General features: G+C 38.6%; 14 protein-coding genes. 8 read left to right on the top strand and 6 right to left on the bottom strand.

The window, feature by feature from the left end; genetic code table 11:
• Positions 1–336 precede the first annotated feature (336 nt).
• From ASE74_RS17470 to ASE74_RS17450, 5 genes are all read right to left on the bottom strand, one after another.
• Positions 337–1,785 (bottom strand): DUF294 nucleotidyltransferase-like domain-containing protein, encoded by a 1,449-nt coding sequence (locus ASE74_RS17470; RefSeq protein ID WP_055911774.1) that lies wholly within the window; start codon positions 1,783–1,785, stop codon positions 337–339.
• Complete coding sequence (locus tag ASE74_RS17465; protein WP_055911771.1) at positions 1,775–2,449, bottom strand: 3'-5' exonuclease; 675 nt, start codon at positions 2,447–2,449, stop codon at positions 1,775–1,777. Before ASE74_RS17465 ends, ASE74_RS17470 begins: the two co-directional genes overlap by 11 nt.
• Before the next feature lie 653 nt (positions 2,450–3,102).
• A complete protein-coding gene (locus ASE74_RS17460) occupies positions 3,103–3,840 on the bottom strand; it encodes an MIP/aquaporin family protein (protein WP_055911769.1) in 738 nt (245 codons plus the stop codon).
• Between the two features lie 34 nt (positions 3,841–3,874).
• On the bottom strand, positions 3,875–5,365 hold the full coding sequence (gene glpK, locus ASE74_RS17455; protein WP_055911766.1) for a glycerol kinase GlpK: 1,491 nt from the start codon (positions 5,363–5,365) through the stop codon (positions 3,875–3,877).
• A 14-nt stretch (positions 5,366–5,379) separates the two neighbouring features.
• Positions 5,380–6,972, bottom strand: a complete 1,593-nt coding sequence (locus ASE74_RS17450) for a glycerol-3-phosphate dehydrogenase/oxidase (RefSeq protein WP_055911765.1) — start codon at positions 6,970–6,972, stop codon at positions 5,380–5,382.
• Between the two features lie 158 nt (positions 6,973–7,130).
• Between ASE74_RS17450 and ASE74_RS17445 the strand changes: the two genes are divergently transcribed.
• Together ASE74_RS17445 and ASE74_RS17440 are read left to right on the top strand one after the other, a co-directional pair.
• Entirely contained in the window at positions 7,131–7,895 is a 765-nt protein-coding gene (locus ASE74_RS17445) for a DeoR/GlpR family DNA-binding transcription regulator (protein WP_055911762.1), read from the top strand.
• A gap of 44 nt (positions 7,896–7,939) precedes the next feature.
• On the top strand, positions 7,940–8,329 hold the full coding sequence (locus ASE74_RS17440; RefSeq protein ID WP_055911756.1) for a response regulator transcription factor: 390 nt from the start codon (positions 7,940–7,942) through the stop codon (positions 8,327–8,329).
• A 67-nt stretch (positions 8,330–8,396) separates the two neighbouring features.
• Here the strand turns inward: ASE74_RS17440 and ASE74_RS17435 are convergent, their stop codons facing one another.
• Complete coding sequence (locus ASE74_RS17435; RefSeq protein ID WP_055911754.1) at positions 8,397–9,074, bottom strand: acetyltransferase; 678 nt, start codon at positions 9,072–9,074, stop codon at positions 8,397–8,399.
• Between the two features lie 705 nt (positions 9,075–9,779).
• Here ASE74_RS17435 and ASE74_RS17430 point away from each other — a divergent pair.
• From ASE74_RS17430 to ASE74_RS17405, 6 genes are all read left to right on the top strand, one after another.
• On the top strand, positions 9,780–10,538 hold the full coding sequence (locus ASE74_RS17430) for a polysaccharide biosynthesis/export family protein (protein ID WP_055911750.1): 759 nt from the start codon (positions 9,780–9,782) through the stop codon (positions 10,536–10,538).
• A 21-nt stretch (positions 10,539–10,559) separates the two neighbouring features.
• On the top strand, positions 10,560–12,851 hold the full coding sequence (locus ASE74_RS17425) for a polysaccharide biosynthesis tyrosine autokinase (RefSeq protein WP_055911748.1): 2,292 nt from the start codon (positions 10,560–10,562) through the stop codon (positions 12,849–12,851).
• Between the two features lie 314 nt (positions 12,852–13,165).
• Entirely contained in the window at positions 13,166–13,714 is a 549-nt protein-coding gene (locus ASE74_RS17420) for a UpxY family transcription antiterminator (protein ID WP_055911744.1), read from the top strand.
• Complete coding sequence (locus ASE74_RS17415) at positions 13,707–15,005, top strand: nucleotide sugar dehydrogenase (protein WP_055911739.1); 1,299 nt, start codon at positions 13,707–13,709, stop codon at positions 15,003–15,005. The genes ASE74_RS17420 and ASE74_RS17415 overlap by 8 nt, the downstream gene beginning before the upstream one ends.
• Before the next feature lie 4 nt (positions 15,006–15,009).
• On the top strand, positions 15,010–16,452 hold the full coding sequence (locus tag ASE74_RS17410) for a lipopolysaccharide biosynthesis protein (RefSeq protein WP_055911736.1): 1,443 nt from the start codon (positions 15,010–15,012) through the stop codon (positions 16,450–16,452).
• The gene (locus tag ASE74_RS17405; protein WP_055911733.1) at positions 16,449–17,606 is read left to right on the top strand and encodes a DegT/DnrJ/EryC1/StrS aminotransferase family protein; all 1,158 of its coding nucleotides are present in this window, start codon (positions 16,449–16,451) and stop codon (positions 17,604–17,606) included. The genes ASE74_RS17410 and ASE74_RS17405 overlap by 4 nt, the downstream gene beginning before the upstream one ends.
• Positions 17,607–17,611 lie beyond the last annotated feature (5 nt).

Raw genomic sequence — 17,611 nt, 5'->3', positions numbered from 1 at the left:
ATTCAAATCCTTAATAGAGAAAATCAGTTTGTTGGAGCGATGTGTGTTACTGATTCTATGGTTAAGTTACACACTAGTGTATAAGTTAATTCAATTAAACTCCGCGCAAACGTTTGATTGAAATTTCTCGCAATGGTTATCAAAATGTTTGTTTTCAGGTATTTAGATCTGTGATTTTAGAATGCTGAAGCTTTAATTTAAATGAAATACAGATTAGAACACGCAAACGTTTGCTTGCTTTGTGCGTTCACGGCGATTTGCGTGTATGCGGATGCTTACATAGTTTGTATGTATGCTGCAATGGGTATTTTACTATGTTAGTCAGATTGTTTTGAGTTAACCTAAACTATTGGTAAACTTCATCCTGATGCCACTTTGGAAGTTCTGTATAATTTTAAAGATTTCGATCAATGTTACCTTTTCAATTTTTGTTAGGGAATCAATTTCAATAAAGTTATTGGGTACGGCCTGGTCATTAATAATCAGATTGGCCTGGTGTTTTAACCTTAAGCCCATAAGGTAATAATATGATTGAGAAAGTTCATTAAACTGTTTTTCACTAAAAATACCCAGTTCTTTTAATGCTTTTAAACGTTCGCCGGTATTCTCTTTTTGAAAAATCCTGTTCTGCAAGGCATACACCCTCGCCAGATCTACAATTGGGGTCATGGCCGTTTTAATATCAAATACTTCCTTTTTATGGATCTTTTGGGTTCTGATGTTTCTGAAATAAGTGAGCGGCGGCTCATACAATAAAGCATTTTTAGCCAGGTATACATAAAACTTTTCTATAGGTTTTTGCAGTTCTTCATCAACAAACAACCGCAGGCTATCCATAATGGTTAAATCGCCATAAATGGCCCGGCAATCGAAAAATGCCGCAAATTTTACTGCTGCTTCCGGAAGGGCTTCCTCTATCCAGTTTTTGTAATTGTATTTCCAATGCGAAAGCGAGTGTGTCCAGTTAGGATTGGTAGCCATATAATCACCATCACAGTATACAAAACCAACAAAGTTGAGTTTATCGGAAACCTGTGTAGCCATATCAAGAAAATATGAGCGTACTGCCGCTCTTTTATCTTCGGCGGTATCTTCGTAAATAATGGCATTGTCCTGGTCGGTTTTAAGACTGAGTTCCTTTCTGCCTTCGCTTCCCAAAACCATGAAAACAAATTTTGCGGGCGGAGGGCCGAGTTTAGTAATTACATCTTCAATAATTTTAAATGAAATGGTATCTGCAATGGTGGTAACTACCTCATTAACGATTTTGGCATGTACCCCCCGAGCCAATAATTGTGCTACAATACCCGGAACTTTTTGCCATTTCAATTTTAAATCACTCGTATTTACAGCCGATTTTACCGATTGAATGAAAACCAACGGTGATTCTGCCTGCTCACTCAAAAGTCTGTTCCTGCTCAGAAAACCAACATAATTGCCATGATCATTAACTAAGAGATAACGCGATTTTTTACTGAACATCATCAATATCGCTTCATACACGTAAGCTTCGGGTGTAATGGTTACAATGTTGGTATCCATTACCTGGTCGATAGGTAGGTTGGTATCGAGTTGATTGGCAATCACATTATCCCGTAGGGTAATATCGGTTACAAAGCCCAGGTAGTTATTCTGATCTTTTATAAAGAGACAACTGGTTTTTTGTTCTGCCATTTTTATAGCAGCTTCAAAAATGGGTGTGCCTGGCGGGCAGCTAACTATTTTTCTGAAAGTTATGTCGCCAATGCGGGCGGTATAAATTTGATCTGCTAATTTATCTTCCATTAAAAAGTTCCTGTAAAATTCTTTTAAACGAAAATTTTTCTTCTTTCTTCTCCAATGTAAAAGTATGCTCCTGGGTATAAACTGTGTTTAAACTTATTGCACCTGTTTTTAAAAGGTGAAAGAAAATTTTTGCTGTATTTAAAGCGTCAGATAATGCGCTATGCATGTTTTCTGGTACTTCATTAAATAAAATGGTATAAAACTTATCCAATTTTAAGTGGCTGATCACCGTATTGGTAATGTATGGGGCACTGGCTTTCATGGTACAGAAGAAAACGAGGTTTTTAAAGGTATTTTCCTTGCCAATACGGTATAATTCTACATTCACCATGTGGTAATCCAGTTCGATAAAGTGGCCAATTACCAAAGGGTTGTACATTTCGATATCAGCAGCAAATTGCAGCATCACTTTTTCTTTATCTTCTCCATGAACAGCTAAATACTCGGGCGTAATTTTATGAATTTTTAATGCTGCTTTATCAATGGTGAAACCTGTATTCTTGATGTAATGGTTTTCTCTTTTAATTTCCTGATGTGAACTGTCGTAAATTATCCATGCAATCTGTACGATGTATGGCCAGTTTTTTTCACTAGAATAGGGGGCAGACCAGTTTTTTGGCAGACCAGATGTTTCAGTATCAACAACCAGAAAGTAGTTTTGCAATTTTAAATGCTTAGGTTAATTTATCTATTCAGTTCGACCGTATTTCAAAGGTAATTAATTAGTGATGATAAACGATTATTTATAGGAATTGAAAACCACTGGATTGCTGTTCTATTTCAATATTCCTAAGGTTTTGGGGCGATCGCTATTGCGAGAAGGCTTTTTCAGCCGACGAGCAATCTTAAAACTATCGGTATCAGCAAACGCATTAAGATTCCCGCTTGCGCGAGAATGACGACCGTGTTAAAAAAACACATAAAAGATTGTCTTGGATCGCTCTTCTATTTCACTATTCGTAAAGTTTTTGAGGCGATCGTCATTGCGAGAAGGCTTTTTCAGCCGACGAAGCAATCTTACAACTATCGGTATCAGCAAACGCATTATGATTCCCGCATGCGCGAGAATGACGACCGTGTTAAAAAAATACAAAAAAGATTGTCTTGAATCGCCGTTCTATTCACTATTTGTAAAGTGTTGAGGCGATCGTCATTGCTGATAAGGCTTTTTCAGCCGACGAAGCAATCTTACAACTATCGGTACCAGCAAACGCATTATGATTCCCGCATGCGCGAGAATGACGACCGTGTTGCCATTATGGTGTTGCTACAGGCTCAAATAACACCTAATCAAATTAAAATCGAATTACACAATGGCTACTTACTTATCATTAAAAATACAATTGCAGCCAGTGTAGATCCTATAATCGGCCCAACAATCGGTACCCAGACATAACTCCAATCGCTGTTTCCTTTACCTTTCATCGGAATTAAAAAGTGTACAATCCGCGGACCTAAATCCCGTGCAGGGTTTATCGCATATCCCGTTGTTCCGCCTAATGCCAAACCAATTACCCAAACTAAAAATGCAACCGGTATAGCACCCATTGAGCCTAAACCGATTGGGGTAACGGTTTCTTTGGTGCTCATGCTTGCATCTGTAAAATAGAAAATAACAAATATTAAAACAAAGGTGCCCACAATTTCTGAAGCAAGATTGGAAACTTTATTTCTAATGGCCGGGGCAGTTGCAAAAGGCGCGGCTTTTAAACCGGGATCTTCTGTGGCATCGAAATGATCTTTGTACATCAGCCAAACCAATAGCGAACCTGTAATGGCACCAGCAAGCTGTGCCATAATGTAATATGGTACTAATGCCCAGCTAAAGCCTTTGCCAATAGCCAAACCTAAGGTAACAACGGGGTTTAAATGCGCCCCACTATAGGGGCCGGCCACCACTACACCAACAAAAACAGCAAGTGCCCATGCCGTTGTTATCACCATCCAGCCGCTGCTATTACCCTTAGTATCTTTAAGCACAACATTCGCCACAACGCCATTTCCTAGAAGAATCATCAGTGCTGTTCCAATAAATTCTGCGAGATATACATTCATAAAATTAAATTCTTATCGGTTTAAATTTTGCTAATTAGTCTTCTGCATTTACCCTTGCAGCTTTTACGGCCCTATTCCAGCCTTTTATCCTGGCTGTATTGTCTAACCCTTCTTCGGCAATAAATGTGCTGTCGATTTTCCATTGGGAGCGGATCTGATCTATGCTTTTCCAAAAACCTGTAGCCAATCCGGCCAGATAAGCAGCACCAATGGCGGTTACTTCAGTAACTTCCGGTCTGATTACTTTACAACTTAACAAATCAGCCTGAAATTGCATCAGCAGGTTGTTGGCTGTGGCCCCACCATCTACCCTAAGCTCAGTAATGTTTACGCCTGCATCAGCCTCCATGGCTTTTAAAACATCCATGGTTTGGTAGGCAATGCTTTCCAGGGCCGCCCTGGCAATATGCGATTTGTTAGTCCCCCTGGTTAACCCTGTAATGGTTCCTCTCGCGTGCTGGTCCCAGTGTGGTGCACCTAAACCCGCAAAAGCAGGTACAACATAAACGCCATCCGTATCTTTAACTTTTTTAGCCAATGTTTCTACGTCTGCGGATTTGGAAATCAATCCCATTTCATCCCTGAGCCATTGTACAACTGCACCACCAATAAAAATACTTCCTTCCAATGCATAATTTACTTCGCCGTTAATTTGCCATGCAATGGTTGTGAGCAGGTTGTTTGCCGATATTTTGGGTTTTGATCCGATGTTCATCAGCATGAAACAGCCAGTTCCGTATGTATTTTTTACCATCCCGATTTCGGTGCACATCTGTCCGAACAACGCCGATTGCTGATCGCCTGCAATACCTGCTATAGGTATTTTGGCGGCTAAAATTCTTCCTGCTGTTTGACCATAAACTTCGCTTGATGATTTTACCTCTGGTAACATTGATTTTGGGATAGAAAACAAGGTAAGCAACTCCTCATCCCAACTTAATGTGTGGATGTTGTAAAGCATTGTTCGCGATGCATTGGTTACATCGGTAACGTGTTTTTCTCCGGCTGTTAATTTCCAGATCAACCAGGTGTCGATAGTACCGAAAGCCAGTTTACCGGCGTCAGCTTTTTCTCTGGCACCGGCTACGTTTTCAAGTATCCACCGGGCTTTCGTGGCCGAGAAGTAAGCATCTATGATCAATCCTGTTTTTTCCTGAATTTTAGGCGCTAAACCCTGCGCTTTAATTTCGTCGCAATAGGCAGAGGTACGCCTGTCTTGCCAAACAATTGCATTGTAAACGGGCATTCCGGTTTCTTTATCCCATACCACCGTCGTTTCGCGCTGGTTGGTAATGCCAATAGAATCTATATCGCTTACAGTAAGGCCTGCTTTAACAATAACTTCGGTTACTACAGCCAATTGTGTCGACCAGATTTCCATCGGATCGTGCTCCACCCAACCAGCTTTTGGGTATATCTGTGTGAATTCTCGCTGGGCAATGGCAACAATCTCGCCATTGTGATTAAAAATGATTGCTCTCGAGCTCGTGGTTCCTTGATCGATAGACAGGATGTATTTACTCATAACTGGAAATTTGGTTAGTGGGCTAAAGCCGTATCGGTTATTTTATTTGTCGCCTGGTAAATGTAACCGTCGGCTAATTTATTAAAAGTTTCAATTTGATTTTGTTCCCAATTTTCATCTGCCGATAATTCTTTGGCAAGGATTGAAGCTACTTTTGGTGCCATATCTTTAGCAGTCTGGGCATCAATAAAAAGTATGCGGAATCTTCTGCTTAAAATATCTTCTACAGTTTCTGCCATCTCATTTCTGGCAAACCAAAGTACTTCTGCTTCAGTATAGGGGAAGTTTGGGATGAGTTTAACACCGAGACTTGGATTTTGTACAATTAAAGCCTCAATTTTACTTCGATCTGATCCATAAATGTCTAAATAATGATCTCCTTTAATCGCCTGGCTACCATGGATGCTCAAATTTTTGGTTACGCATGCTTTCGGTTCCAATCCGGCATGTGTAATGGCCAGATTAACTGTTTCTTCAGCCATTCGGCGATAGGTGGTCCATTTTCCCCCGGTAATGGTAATTAATCCTTTGGTCGAAACAATCAGCTTATGGTCTCTGCTGATTTCTTTTGTACTGTTCCCTTCACCATTTGTGGGAGCCGCCAAGGGCCGAAGACCTGAAAAAACACTTAATATATCTTTTTCCAGCGGTTTACGGTTGAAATAACTGGCTGCAGTACCCATAATAAAATCTACTTCTTCTTTTAGGGCCCTGGGCTCAAGATTGTGTTCATCCAAAGGGGTATCGGTTGTACCCACCAGTAAATGCTCATGCCAAGGCACAGCAAATAAAACACGGCCATCCGACGTTTTAGGGATCATTAAGGCCGATTCACTGTTTAAAAAGCTTTTATCCAAAACTACATGTACGCCCTGGCTTGGGCGAACCATTTTCTTCGAATTGGGGTTGTTCATCTTCAAAATATCATCAACAAAAACCCCTGTGGCATTAATAACCACTTTGCCAATATATTTTGCTACCGTACCAGTAATTGCATCTTCAGTTTCGATGCCGGTAACGGTTTCACCATTTTTCAGCAAAGCGGTAACTTTTGTATAATTAAGCAATGATGCACCCTTTTCAATTGCTGTTTGTGCAATATTGATGGCGAGGCGGGCGTCATCAAATTTTCCGTCGTAATACCTGATGCTTCCCTTTAAACCTTCCGCTTTAATGCCTGGCATCATGGCCAATGTTTCTTTTTTAGAAAAATATTTAGATTTACCAAAACTGTATTTTCCGGCCAGCCAATCGTATAAAGTAAGTCCGGTTAAGTATTTTGCAACAGAGAACCAATCGTAACAGGGGATAAGAAATTCCTCTTTGTTAACGAGGTGATTGGCATTTTGCTGTAATAATCCTCTTTCTTTTAATGCATGCCTAACCAATCCAATATCGCCCTGCGCAAGATAACGTACACCACCATGTACCAGTTTGGTGCTGCGGCTTGATGTTCCTTTTGCATAATCCGATTGCTCAACCAAGAGGGTTTTAAGGCCTCTGCTCGCGGCGTCAAGTGCTGTACCTAGCCCTGTAGCCCCACCACCAATGATAATTAAGTCCCAGTTTGTGTTTTCCGCGATATCTGGTTGATGTAATCTTTTCATTATTGATTGTAAAGGTAATAAAACGAAACAATACGCAATTATAAGAAATCTCAATCGAAATCATATAATATGTATGTTAAAAATTTATTAATTATTTCTTTAAAATATTTTAAAGAATGTTTTTATTGCTAATTTGCGGCACGTTAATTAAATATACTATGATGAATTTGGCTGAAAGGCACCAGTTTATTTTAAGTCGCCTGCAACGTGATCAATACATTAACGTGGTTGATTTATGTAAGGAATTGAAAGTGTCGTCTGTTACAATAAGAAAGGACTTAAAACTGCTGGAAGATAAAAGCCTGTTGTTTAGAACGCATGGTGGAGCTACAGTAAATAATCCGTACACGGTAGACCGGCCTGTTAACGAGAAAGAAAAAATACAATCTACCGAGAAAAACAAGATAGGTATTGCCGCAGCGGCTTTATTGAATGATAATGACTCTATTGTTATTGCCTCGGGTACTACGGTATTGTATTTTGCTAAAAATATTACACCAGCTACAAATTTAACGGTGGTAACCTCTGCGCTTAATGTGGCTTTGGAATTAATGCGCGAGCCCAGTATAGAAGTGATTCAATTGGGTGGTTTGCTGAGAAAAAGTTCATCATCGGTAATGGGTGCTTATGCTGAGCAGGTATTGCAGGATTTTTATTTTAACAAACTGTTTTTAGGGGTTGATGGAATTGATCTCGATTTTGGTTTAACCACTACAAATGCGATGGAGGCACATTTAAACCGCAAAATGATCGGTGTATCTCAAAAAACAATTGTACTTGCCGATTCTACCAAATTTGGTAAAAGAGGCTTCGGAAAGATATGCGGATTGGAAGAAATAGATCATATTATTACAGATAAAGGAATTTCTGAACAAATTGTTAAACATTTAGAGAGTTTGGGTGTTACTGTTACTATCGTGTAGCGCATTCCACGCCAACGGTAAATCCCAAACATTATAATTTGAACATGGAAAAAAAACGAATACACATTTTAGAAGATGATCAGGAGATCAGAAACGTTATTGAAATTCTGTTAAAGGAAGAGGGTTTTGAATTACAGCTTTCATCATCTTTTGCAGAATTAAAGAAGAATATACAGGATGCAATGCCTGATCTTTTCTTACTGGATGTAATGTTGCCAGATGGAAACGGAGCAGAAATTTGTGAAGATTTAAAAACGGATATTTTCACCAAACACATCCCGATTATTGTAATGTCTGCACAAAACAATAGCGAACAAAAAGCTGTTGATGCATTTGCCGATGATTACATTAGCAAGCCATTTGATATTTATGATGTTTTGGAGCGCATTAATGCGCAGCTGAAAAGAAGTTCAGAAAATAGAACAAAGGTTTAAGGTATTATTATACGCATAAAAAAAGGGAAGCTTTAATTGGCTTCCCTTTTTTTTTTATAGTTAATTTTTAGGCCTGTTTCACGTCCTGCGCCTTATTAAACATTACAAAGCGTTTGGAGTTACCTACGCGTTGTGGTACCGAAGCATTGGATACAATGGCATAATCTTCTGTATGCTTATTGATAAATACCCCTGCTCCGATAATGTTGTGGCTTCCGATGGTGATATCTTCTTTTACGGCAGAATTAATACCTAAAAAAGAATTATTGCCAATGGTTACATTGCCTGCTAAAATATTTCCTGATAACAACACATTGTGCTGCAAAGTAGAATGGTGACCTATGCGGGCACCAATAAGCATACAATTATTGCCAATGGTTACAAAGGGCTGTATATCGCAGCATTGATCAATAAAGGTATTGTTGCCCACTACCAGATCAGGCCAAACATTGGCTTTTGATGAAATATAATTGGCGAAGGTATAGCCCAAATCACTTACTTTATTGTATACGCTCTCTCTGGCGCTGTTTCTGCCTATTGCAATGTGCATTTTGTGGTGATCTGGAGGAAAATCTTTAATCACCTGGCTTAGGCTTAATATTGGCAATTTTAAGAGCGTGCTTCCGGCTGGCGGAACATAAGCATCATCAACACAAAAGGCAACAACCTGGTAGTTGCTATCGTTCATAAATGAATAGCAAATAAACTCGGCCATTTTTCCTGTTCCATAAATAATAACTTTCATATTTTTTTGGTTTTCACTAATTTATACATTAAAGCACTGTTTAAACAGGTTAAAAGCATACTGTACTTATTTTGGAAAATGCTGTTTACAGCTTTACAATTGTGTAACACGGTCTTCTGATTTTCATATTCGCCTGCCTGTTAAACGATTTATCACCTTCATATTCCTAATATTCTCCTTTTTAACTAAAACGGCAGGATATCACGTTTATCTTTCCCAATTGTTTTTTTAGCAAATGCGATGTGAAACTGCTTTCACAACAATTGGTGATTTGAGCCATAGGTAAGGCAGAAAGTAGCAAACAATACAGCAGCGGATAGAAAATAAAATAAATTAGTCTAATGGAAAGACAAATTTTTTAGTGTTTATCAGAAAAAAGGATTTTAGACACCAGAAAAAATGTAGTATTAAACAGCTTTTTTAAATGTTAAATCATTTTTCGGCATTTTTTTATTTTCAGCAGTAATTTTTAAAACTGTTTTATCCTTTTCTGAGTAAAAATCGGCCGCCAAATTTTCACATCTTCTGTTCCGGAAAATTCACAAATCGTGTGTAATGTGTTAATGCGTTATTTAAAATGTTGTGCATGCTGCCTATAATTTATACAATTTAAATACAACCTAGGAGAGTATATAAAACATTGAACCTTAATTCCCTAGCTTAGTTCTCAATAAATCAAACGTAAATTAAAACATTACTTCAGTTATGAGAAAAGTAATACTATTAATCGCCATATACATATGTATCAATACAGGTTGTGCCCCAAGGAGAGACCTGGTATATTTTAGTAATCTTGCCAAACAAAGTGGTGAAGAGAAGTTGCTTGCGCAGGAAGTAAAAATCCAGCAAAATGATCTTTTAAGTGTTTCCATTAACAGTTTAAATCAAGAATCGAATGTGCTTTTTGCCGTAAATACCAAAAACCCAAGTTCGGATAACAATTATAAAATAGAAGGTTACCGGGTAAGTAAGGAAGGGATGATTAACCTGCCTGTTGTAGGCAATGTTCGGATGGAGGGTTTAACCCTTGAGCAGGCGCAGGCCACCATCTCCAGAGAACTGGATAAATATGTTAAAAAGCCTGTGGTAGATGTACAACTGGTTAATTTTAAAGTAACGGTAATTGGCGAGGTTAACAGGCCATCAACATTTACTGTGCAGGGTGATAACATTAACTTACTGGAGGCATTAGGTATGGCTGGCGATATGACGGTGTATGGCAAAAGAGATAATATCCTGGTAATTAGGCAGCAGAATGGACAGAGGGTAATGAAAAGGTTAAACCTAAACAATCAGGATGTGATGAATTCTCCATTCTTTTACCTCAAGCAAAATGACGTGGTTTACGTAGAACCAGATAAATCGAAAGCCATCGAATATAGTCCGAATACCCGTATTATGCCTGTAGTAATTGCTTCTATATCTGCCGTTGCGGTATTAATTACAGCTGTTCTTCGTCGCTAACGTCTCTTAAAATACAATATCATGCTTAAACAAAGTACAAATGTTGGTGCAAAAGATTTTGCAGAAACTATAACCAGGTTTGCCAAAAACTGGCATTATTTCTTAATCAGTATATTGGTTTCTATGGCTGCGGTATATACGTTTTTATACATTACGCCGCCAAAATATAAGGTAAGCAGCACATTATTGATCTCTGATGATAAAAACGGTGCCGCAATGTCTAACAGCACAGCCTTTAGCGATCTAAACATGTTCCAAACGGTTAAAACTGTTGATAATGAGATTGAAATTTTAAGATCGAGGGATTTAATTTTTAAAGTACTAAAAAAACTTAAGCTGGAAACTTCTTATTTTAAAAAGCAAGGTTTTAGAGAGAAGGAGTTATATGGTAAAACTGCTCCGATAGTGGTTACCGCCATTAGTTTAAAAAACGGTGCTTATGCCAGAAAAATCAATGTTTCTTACCTGGATGAAATTTCTTACCTTTTTCAGGATAGCTTAAGTACCAATATCGTAAAATATGGAGATACCATCCACAACAAAAATTATGCGGTTAAAATAGATAAAGGACCAGCTTTTGGCACCGAATTCGGTAAAATAAGGTTGCAGTTTAAAAACCTTTATAAAATGACAGAGGCTTACAGCTTGGTTTCGTTAAAAATTGTTCCTGTTGTTAAAGATGCCAATACCATCACCATCAGCCTTAATGATGCGGTTCCGCAAAGGGGCATAGATATTTTGAACGACCTGATTGAAACGTACAACATTAATAATGTAAACAATAAGAACGCCATTGCCAGAAATACCATTAAGTTTATTGATAACAGGTTAAAATACCTGGTGGCCGATTTATCTGGTACTGAAGAAGATGTAGAGAGTTACAAACAGCAAAACCGCGTTACGGATATTAATATGGATGCACAGATGAATGCTGCACGCTCAGGAGAATATAACCAGCTGCTCGAAAATTCATCTGTACAATTGCGGATATTACAATCAATAGAAGGCTATTTTAAAGGCAGGCAAAGTCAGTTTACGCTGGCACCAAGTGCGATGGGCTTAAAAGATCCTATCCTTAATTCATTGATTTCTAAATTTAACGACCTCCAGTTGGAGAGAAATAGAATGTTGCGTACTGCAAATGCAGAAAATCCATTGGTTTTAAACCTCACTGAGCAACTGGCTACATTAAAAAACAATATTTTAGAAAATTTGTCGAGCATTAAACAGGGCTTTGTTATTGAAAGGAGCAACCTTCGGGCTAATTATTCTCAGTTCGACAGTAAAATTAAGTCGGTACCAACAATAGAACGTGGTTTGATAGAAAGAAGCCGCGAGCAAAGTGTAAAATCTGGTTTGTATAAATACCTTTTACAAAAAAGAGAGGAAACTGCCTTATCACTTTCTGCTACAGTGCCAACCTCTCAGGTAGTGGATAAACCGGCTTACAATACCATTCCGGATAGTCCGAAACAACCACTATTATATTTATGTGGCTTTATTTTTGGTTTTTTCGTGCCAGCAGGAGCAATCTACGTAAAAGGGTTGTTTAACAATAAAGTTCAGGATGCGAGTACAATAGAACTAACCGGGGCTAAAATGCTTGGCGAACTTTCCCATAACTTGGATAAAAGTACCATTGTTTTTCAAAAAGATAACCGCTCCACCATATCAGAACTGTTTAGGTATATCAGAATGAATTTAGGGCTGATGTCTAACAATATTGAAAACAGGGTAATGCTGGTTACTTCAAGTATGAAAGGAGAGGGTAAAACATTTTTCAGTGTTAACCTTGCCACTACTTTGGGTATGCTGGATAAGAAAGTGGTTGTGCTCGAATTTGATTTGAGGAAACCCGATCTTTTAAATAAAGTTGGTTTAAAGCAAACTAAAGGGCTTACAGATTATTTGATCAGTGATTCTGTTTTCTTAGAGGATATAATTAAGCCAACTGCTGTTTCTGATCATGTTTCGGTAATTGGCTGTGGTAAATCGCCCGAAAATCCTTCGGAAGTAATGATGAGCCCTAAAATGGATTTACTCTTTGATGAACTGAAAGAAAGATTCGATTACATCATTATCGATACTTCTCCGGTTGGCCAGGTAGCAGATGCATTTAGCCTTGCCGAATACGCCGATGTAAGCATTTACCTGGTGCGTTATAATTATACCAATAAGTATCAACTGGCCATATTAAAAGATATTTGTGATAACAATAAGCTAAAAAACCCAATGGTTGTTTTTAACGACGCCAAAAGGGAAAAAAACCAAAAATACAGCTATGGAGGTTATGGTTATGCCATGGCAAACTAAAATCACCTTGTTTTAAAAGAGAATAACCTTACCCATTACCAAATAAAACGTCCCCAAACGATTTAAAATTTTTAACTGGTTAACTGTTTAAAGCGGTTAATTGGTTACCGTAAAATGCATGTTGCAATAAACCGGTTCCCGCAATTTAATAATAATAAACAATCGTCATGTAAGTGATATAGCGAAGCTGTATCCAACGGACAGATTGAACAATTTAGCCTTAAAAAAACATAAAACTTGTTACCTACTCCATGTAAGTGATATAGCGAAGCTGTACCAAATAGACTGAAAATTAAATTAATAATCCCTCAAAAATGGAATCCTCAATTAACTACAAGCCCTCTTTCGCAAAAAAATGGTTTGTGATTTATACCCGTCCCCGCTGGGAGAAAAAAGTAGACCGGTTACTGCAAGAGCAGGGCTTCGAATCTTTTTGCCCGGTGCGTAATGTGGAAAATCAATGGGCAGACAGGAAGAAAATAGTAAGTCTGCCGCTATTTACCGGATACGTATTTGTAAAAATCGACGAAAGAGATGGCTATAAAATCAGGTATACACTTGGTGTATTAAATTTTATCAACTATATGGGTAAGCCTGCGGTAGTGCGCGATAGCGAAGTAGATAAGCTGAAACACATTATGGAATTATACAATGATGTTGATGTGGTGAGTTTAACAGGTGTATCCAAAGGCGATCGTGTTCGCATTAGCAGCGGGCTTTTTCATAACCAGGAAGGAGAGGTGATCCAGATTCAAGGTAAACATGTGCTGATGTCTTTCGATCATTTAGATTGCGCAGTAGTTACCAGAGTGCCCTTAAGTAATTTAACATTAACCGCAAATACCCAACAACATTATGTATAGTAATGAAGAAAACCTGAAGATGACGGTAATTGGCCTTGGCTATGTTGGTTTGCCGCTGGCAGTGGAATTTGCAAAAAAATACAAGGTTTTTGGCTTCGATATTAACCAGGCCAGGATAGCTGAATTAAAATCGGGTTACGATAGTACTCTTGAAGTTAATGAAACGGAACTGAATGATGTGCTCACTTTTGAATGTACAACTTTAAAAGGCTTATACTGTACAGATGAAATTGAGAAATTACGCAGTTCTTCGGTGTACATTGTTACCGTACCAACCCCGGTTGATAAAAACAACAGACCTGATTTAACCCCGTTGTATAAAGCAAGTGCTGTTGTGGCCAAGGTTTTGAAAAAAGGTGATATAGTGGTTTATGAATCAACTGTTTATCCAGGTGTAACTGAAGATGAATGTGTGCCGATTTTAGAAAAGGGATCGGGCCTGGTTTTCAATAAAGATTTCTTTGCCGGTTATTCTCCAGAACGGATTAACCCTGGCGATAAGCAGCATACAGTAGCCAATATTTTAAAAATTACTTCAGGATCTACTCCTGAGGCTGCAGAAAAAATAGATGCCTTATACCGCTCTGTAATTACAGCCGGAACCTTTAAAGCTTCATCCATAAAGGTGGCCGAGGCTGCCAAGGTAATCGAAAATGCGCAACGCGATATCAATATTGCCTTTGTTAATGAACTGGCTATGATTTTTAATCAGCTCGATATTGATACTGGCGAGGTTTTGGCTGCTGCGGGCACAAAATGGAATTTCTTAAATTTTAAACCAGGTTTAGTAGGTGGCCATTGTATTGGAGTAGATCCTTATTACCTGGCACAAAAGGCACAGGAAGCTGGTTATCACCCTGAAATTATCCTGGCCGGAAGGCGGGTAAATGATGGCATGGGTAAGTACGTGGCAGATCAGATTATTAAAGAAATGATTGCCAGAAATATCCATATTGTGGGTGCCGAAGTGCTTGTGCTTGGGTTCACCTTTAAAGAAAACTGCCCTGATGTACGTAATACCAAAGTGATCGACATTGTTAGGCGTTTAGAGGCCTATAAAGTAAAGGTAGTTATCCACGATCCATGGGCAAATGCAGATCAGGCCAGTCATAGTTATGGGGTTATCTGCGAAAACGGCTCCTCTAAAACCAGAAAATACGATGGTATAGTGCTTGCAGTAGCACATAAAGCTTTTAACGATTTGGATATAGCCGAATTGCGTAAACCAACATGTGTGGTTTACGACATTAAATCGGTTTTGCCAGCATCAATGGAAACCGTTCGATTGTAACATCATGAGTTTAACATATAAAGCACGATCGGGCATTATATGGTCGATTGGGCAGCAGTTTAGTGTTAAATTCATCAACCTGTTCATAACCATTATATTGGCCCGTTTGTTGAGTCCGGCAGAATTTGGCTTAATTGCCATGCTCTCCATATTCATCGCCGTAGGCAACTCCTTAATGGATAGTGGTTTAACTTCGTCTCTAATCAGGACGAGAAGGGCAGGGCAAAAAGATTTCTCTACCATATTTTTTTTTAACCTGTTGGGCAGCATCATTGTGTATGGTGTTTTATTTGTTGCCGCACCTTTAATCGCTGCCTTCTACAAACAGCCCGCACTTACCGATATTGTTAGGGTTTATGGCTTAACCTTTTTAATTAATGCCTTTTTTAGCATTCAGAGTACTTTGCTAACCAAGGAAATGAAATTTAAGCTGCAAACCGTTATTCAGATTCCTGCTGTTATACTGGGCGGATGTTTAGGGGTTTACCTTGCTAAAAATGGTTATGGCACCTGGAGCCTGGTTTGGATGAGCTTATTGAGTGCAAGCATTTCTACAGCATTGCACTGGTATTATTCGGATTGGCGGCCAAGGTTGATTTTTAATAAAAGAAGTTTTAGCAGGCACTTTCATTTTGGTTACAAGATGACGCTTTCTGGCTTGCTTGATACCGTTTACCAGAATTTATATACAGTAATTATTGGTAGGTTTTATGCGGCTGCACAGTTGGGTTTTTATGCAAGGGCCGATAGTTTAAGTCAGTTGCCCATCGGCATAATTTCTACAGCGATCAATAAGGTTACCTATCCCATGTTTTCAACCATCAGCAATGATGATGTAAAGCTTAAAATGGTATATAAAAGGCTAATGCAACAGGTGCTGTTTTGGAATGCACCGATCCTGATTTTTTTAGCGCTTATTGCCCATCCATTAATCTCGCTGCTTTTAACCGATAAATGGTTGCCATCTGTACCATATTTTCAGATTTTATGCTTAGCAGGCATTTTGTATCCTTTACATGCCTACAACTTAAATATTTTAAAGGTTAAAGGGCATAGCGGGCAGTTTTTAAAACTCGAAGTTGTAAAAAAGGTACTCAGTGTTGTCGGGATTATCTGCGTTATCCCTTTCGGAATAATGGGACTTTTATATTTTCAGCTTTTTTTTACCGTTTTCGCCTATTATATCAATTCAACTTACAGTGGTAAACTCATTAATTATCCATTAAAAGAACAGCTTTCGGATATCGCACCTGCTTTAACGCTCTCCATTCTGTTGGGTTTGGGCTGCTTTTATCTCGATCATTGGTATGTAGCACACTACACCATCCACAATCTCCTCCGGATTATTGCTTTAAGCATAATCTATGGAAGTTTTTACCTCGGTATAAGCAGCAGTTTCCGATTGGCTGCACTAATTGATTTTAAACAATTAATCCTTAAACAATGATACCTGTAACCAAACCCTTTTTGCCTAAACAGGCAGATTTTAAAAGCTACGTAAGCAGCATTTGGGCCAGACAGTGGCTCACTAACAATGGTCCTTTAGTAAACGAACTGGAGTTAAAGTTGCAACAATACCTTGAGCTGCCACATTTGTTATATGTTACCAACGGAACAATAGCTTTACAGTTGGCCATACAGGCTTTAGAAGTAAAAGGAGAGGTAATTACTACACCATTCTCATTCGTGGCTACAACCAGCAGCATTGTTTGGCAGGGGTGCAAACCAGTTTTTGTGGATATAGATGAAGATACCCTGAATATTGATCCCAATAAAATTGAAGCCGCTATTACAACTAATACCACCGCAATACTAGCTACCCATGTGTTTGGAAATCCATGCGATATTGAGGCGATAGACCGCATTGCGAAAAAGCACGGATTAAAAGTGATTTACGATGCTGCACATTGCTTTGGTACCAAATATAAAGGCAAATCTATTTTCGCCTATGGCGATGTTAGCACAACAAGTTTCCATGCCACCAAATTGTTTCATACCATTGAAGGTGGTGCGGTATTTACGCAAAACCCCGATATTTTAAAGAAAATGGCCCTGATGCGCAATTTCGGTTATAGTGGGGTTGATACCTTTTCGGAAGTGGGTACAAATGCCAAAAACTCCGAATTTCATGCGGCTATGGGCTTGTGCAACCTGCAGCACATCGATCAGATCCTTAGTAAACGAAAGGAGCTGTGTTTGCATTACGAAATGCGTTTGAATAAGATTGAGGCTCAGTTTCAGGTTATTCAACCAGATACCGATTTTAATTATGCTTATTTTCCTGTAATCTTTAGATCTGAAGAAATTATGCTCGATTGCATGAAGCAGCTGGAGTTGGTACAGGTGTATTGCAGGCGGTATTTCTACCCATCTTTATCAGCCCTGCCTTACATTGATAAAATAAATATGCCAATATGCGATTCAATTTCAAAACGCATTATGTGTTTGCCATTGTATCATACCCTAACAAGTTCCGATCAGGATCTTGTGGTCAGAATTATTTTAAGGACTCAAAATTACCGCAAGAAACAAGTTGTTAAGCTGGCCGACTATGGAATCTTGGTTAATGGCAGTTTAGGCATAGCGGTTAACGGCAATTAACTAGG

The organism is Pedobacter sp. Leaf216 (assembly GCF_001421515.1).
GTDB lineage: Bacteria > Bacteroidota > Bacteroidia > Sphingobacteriales > Sphingobacteriaceae > Pedobacter.
Note: the sequence above shows the minus strand (reverse complement) of the source record. Positions and strands in the feature narration are given on the sequence as shown.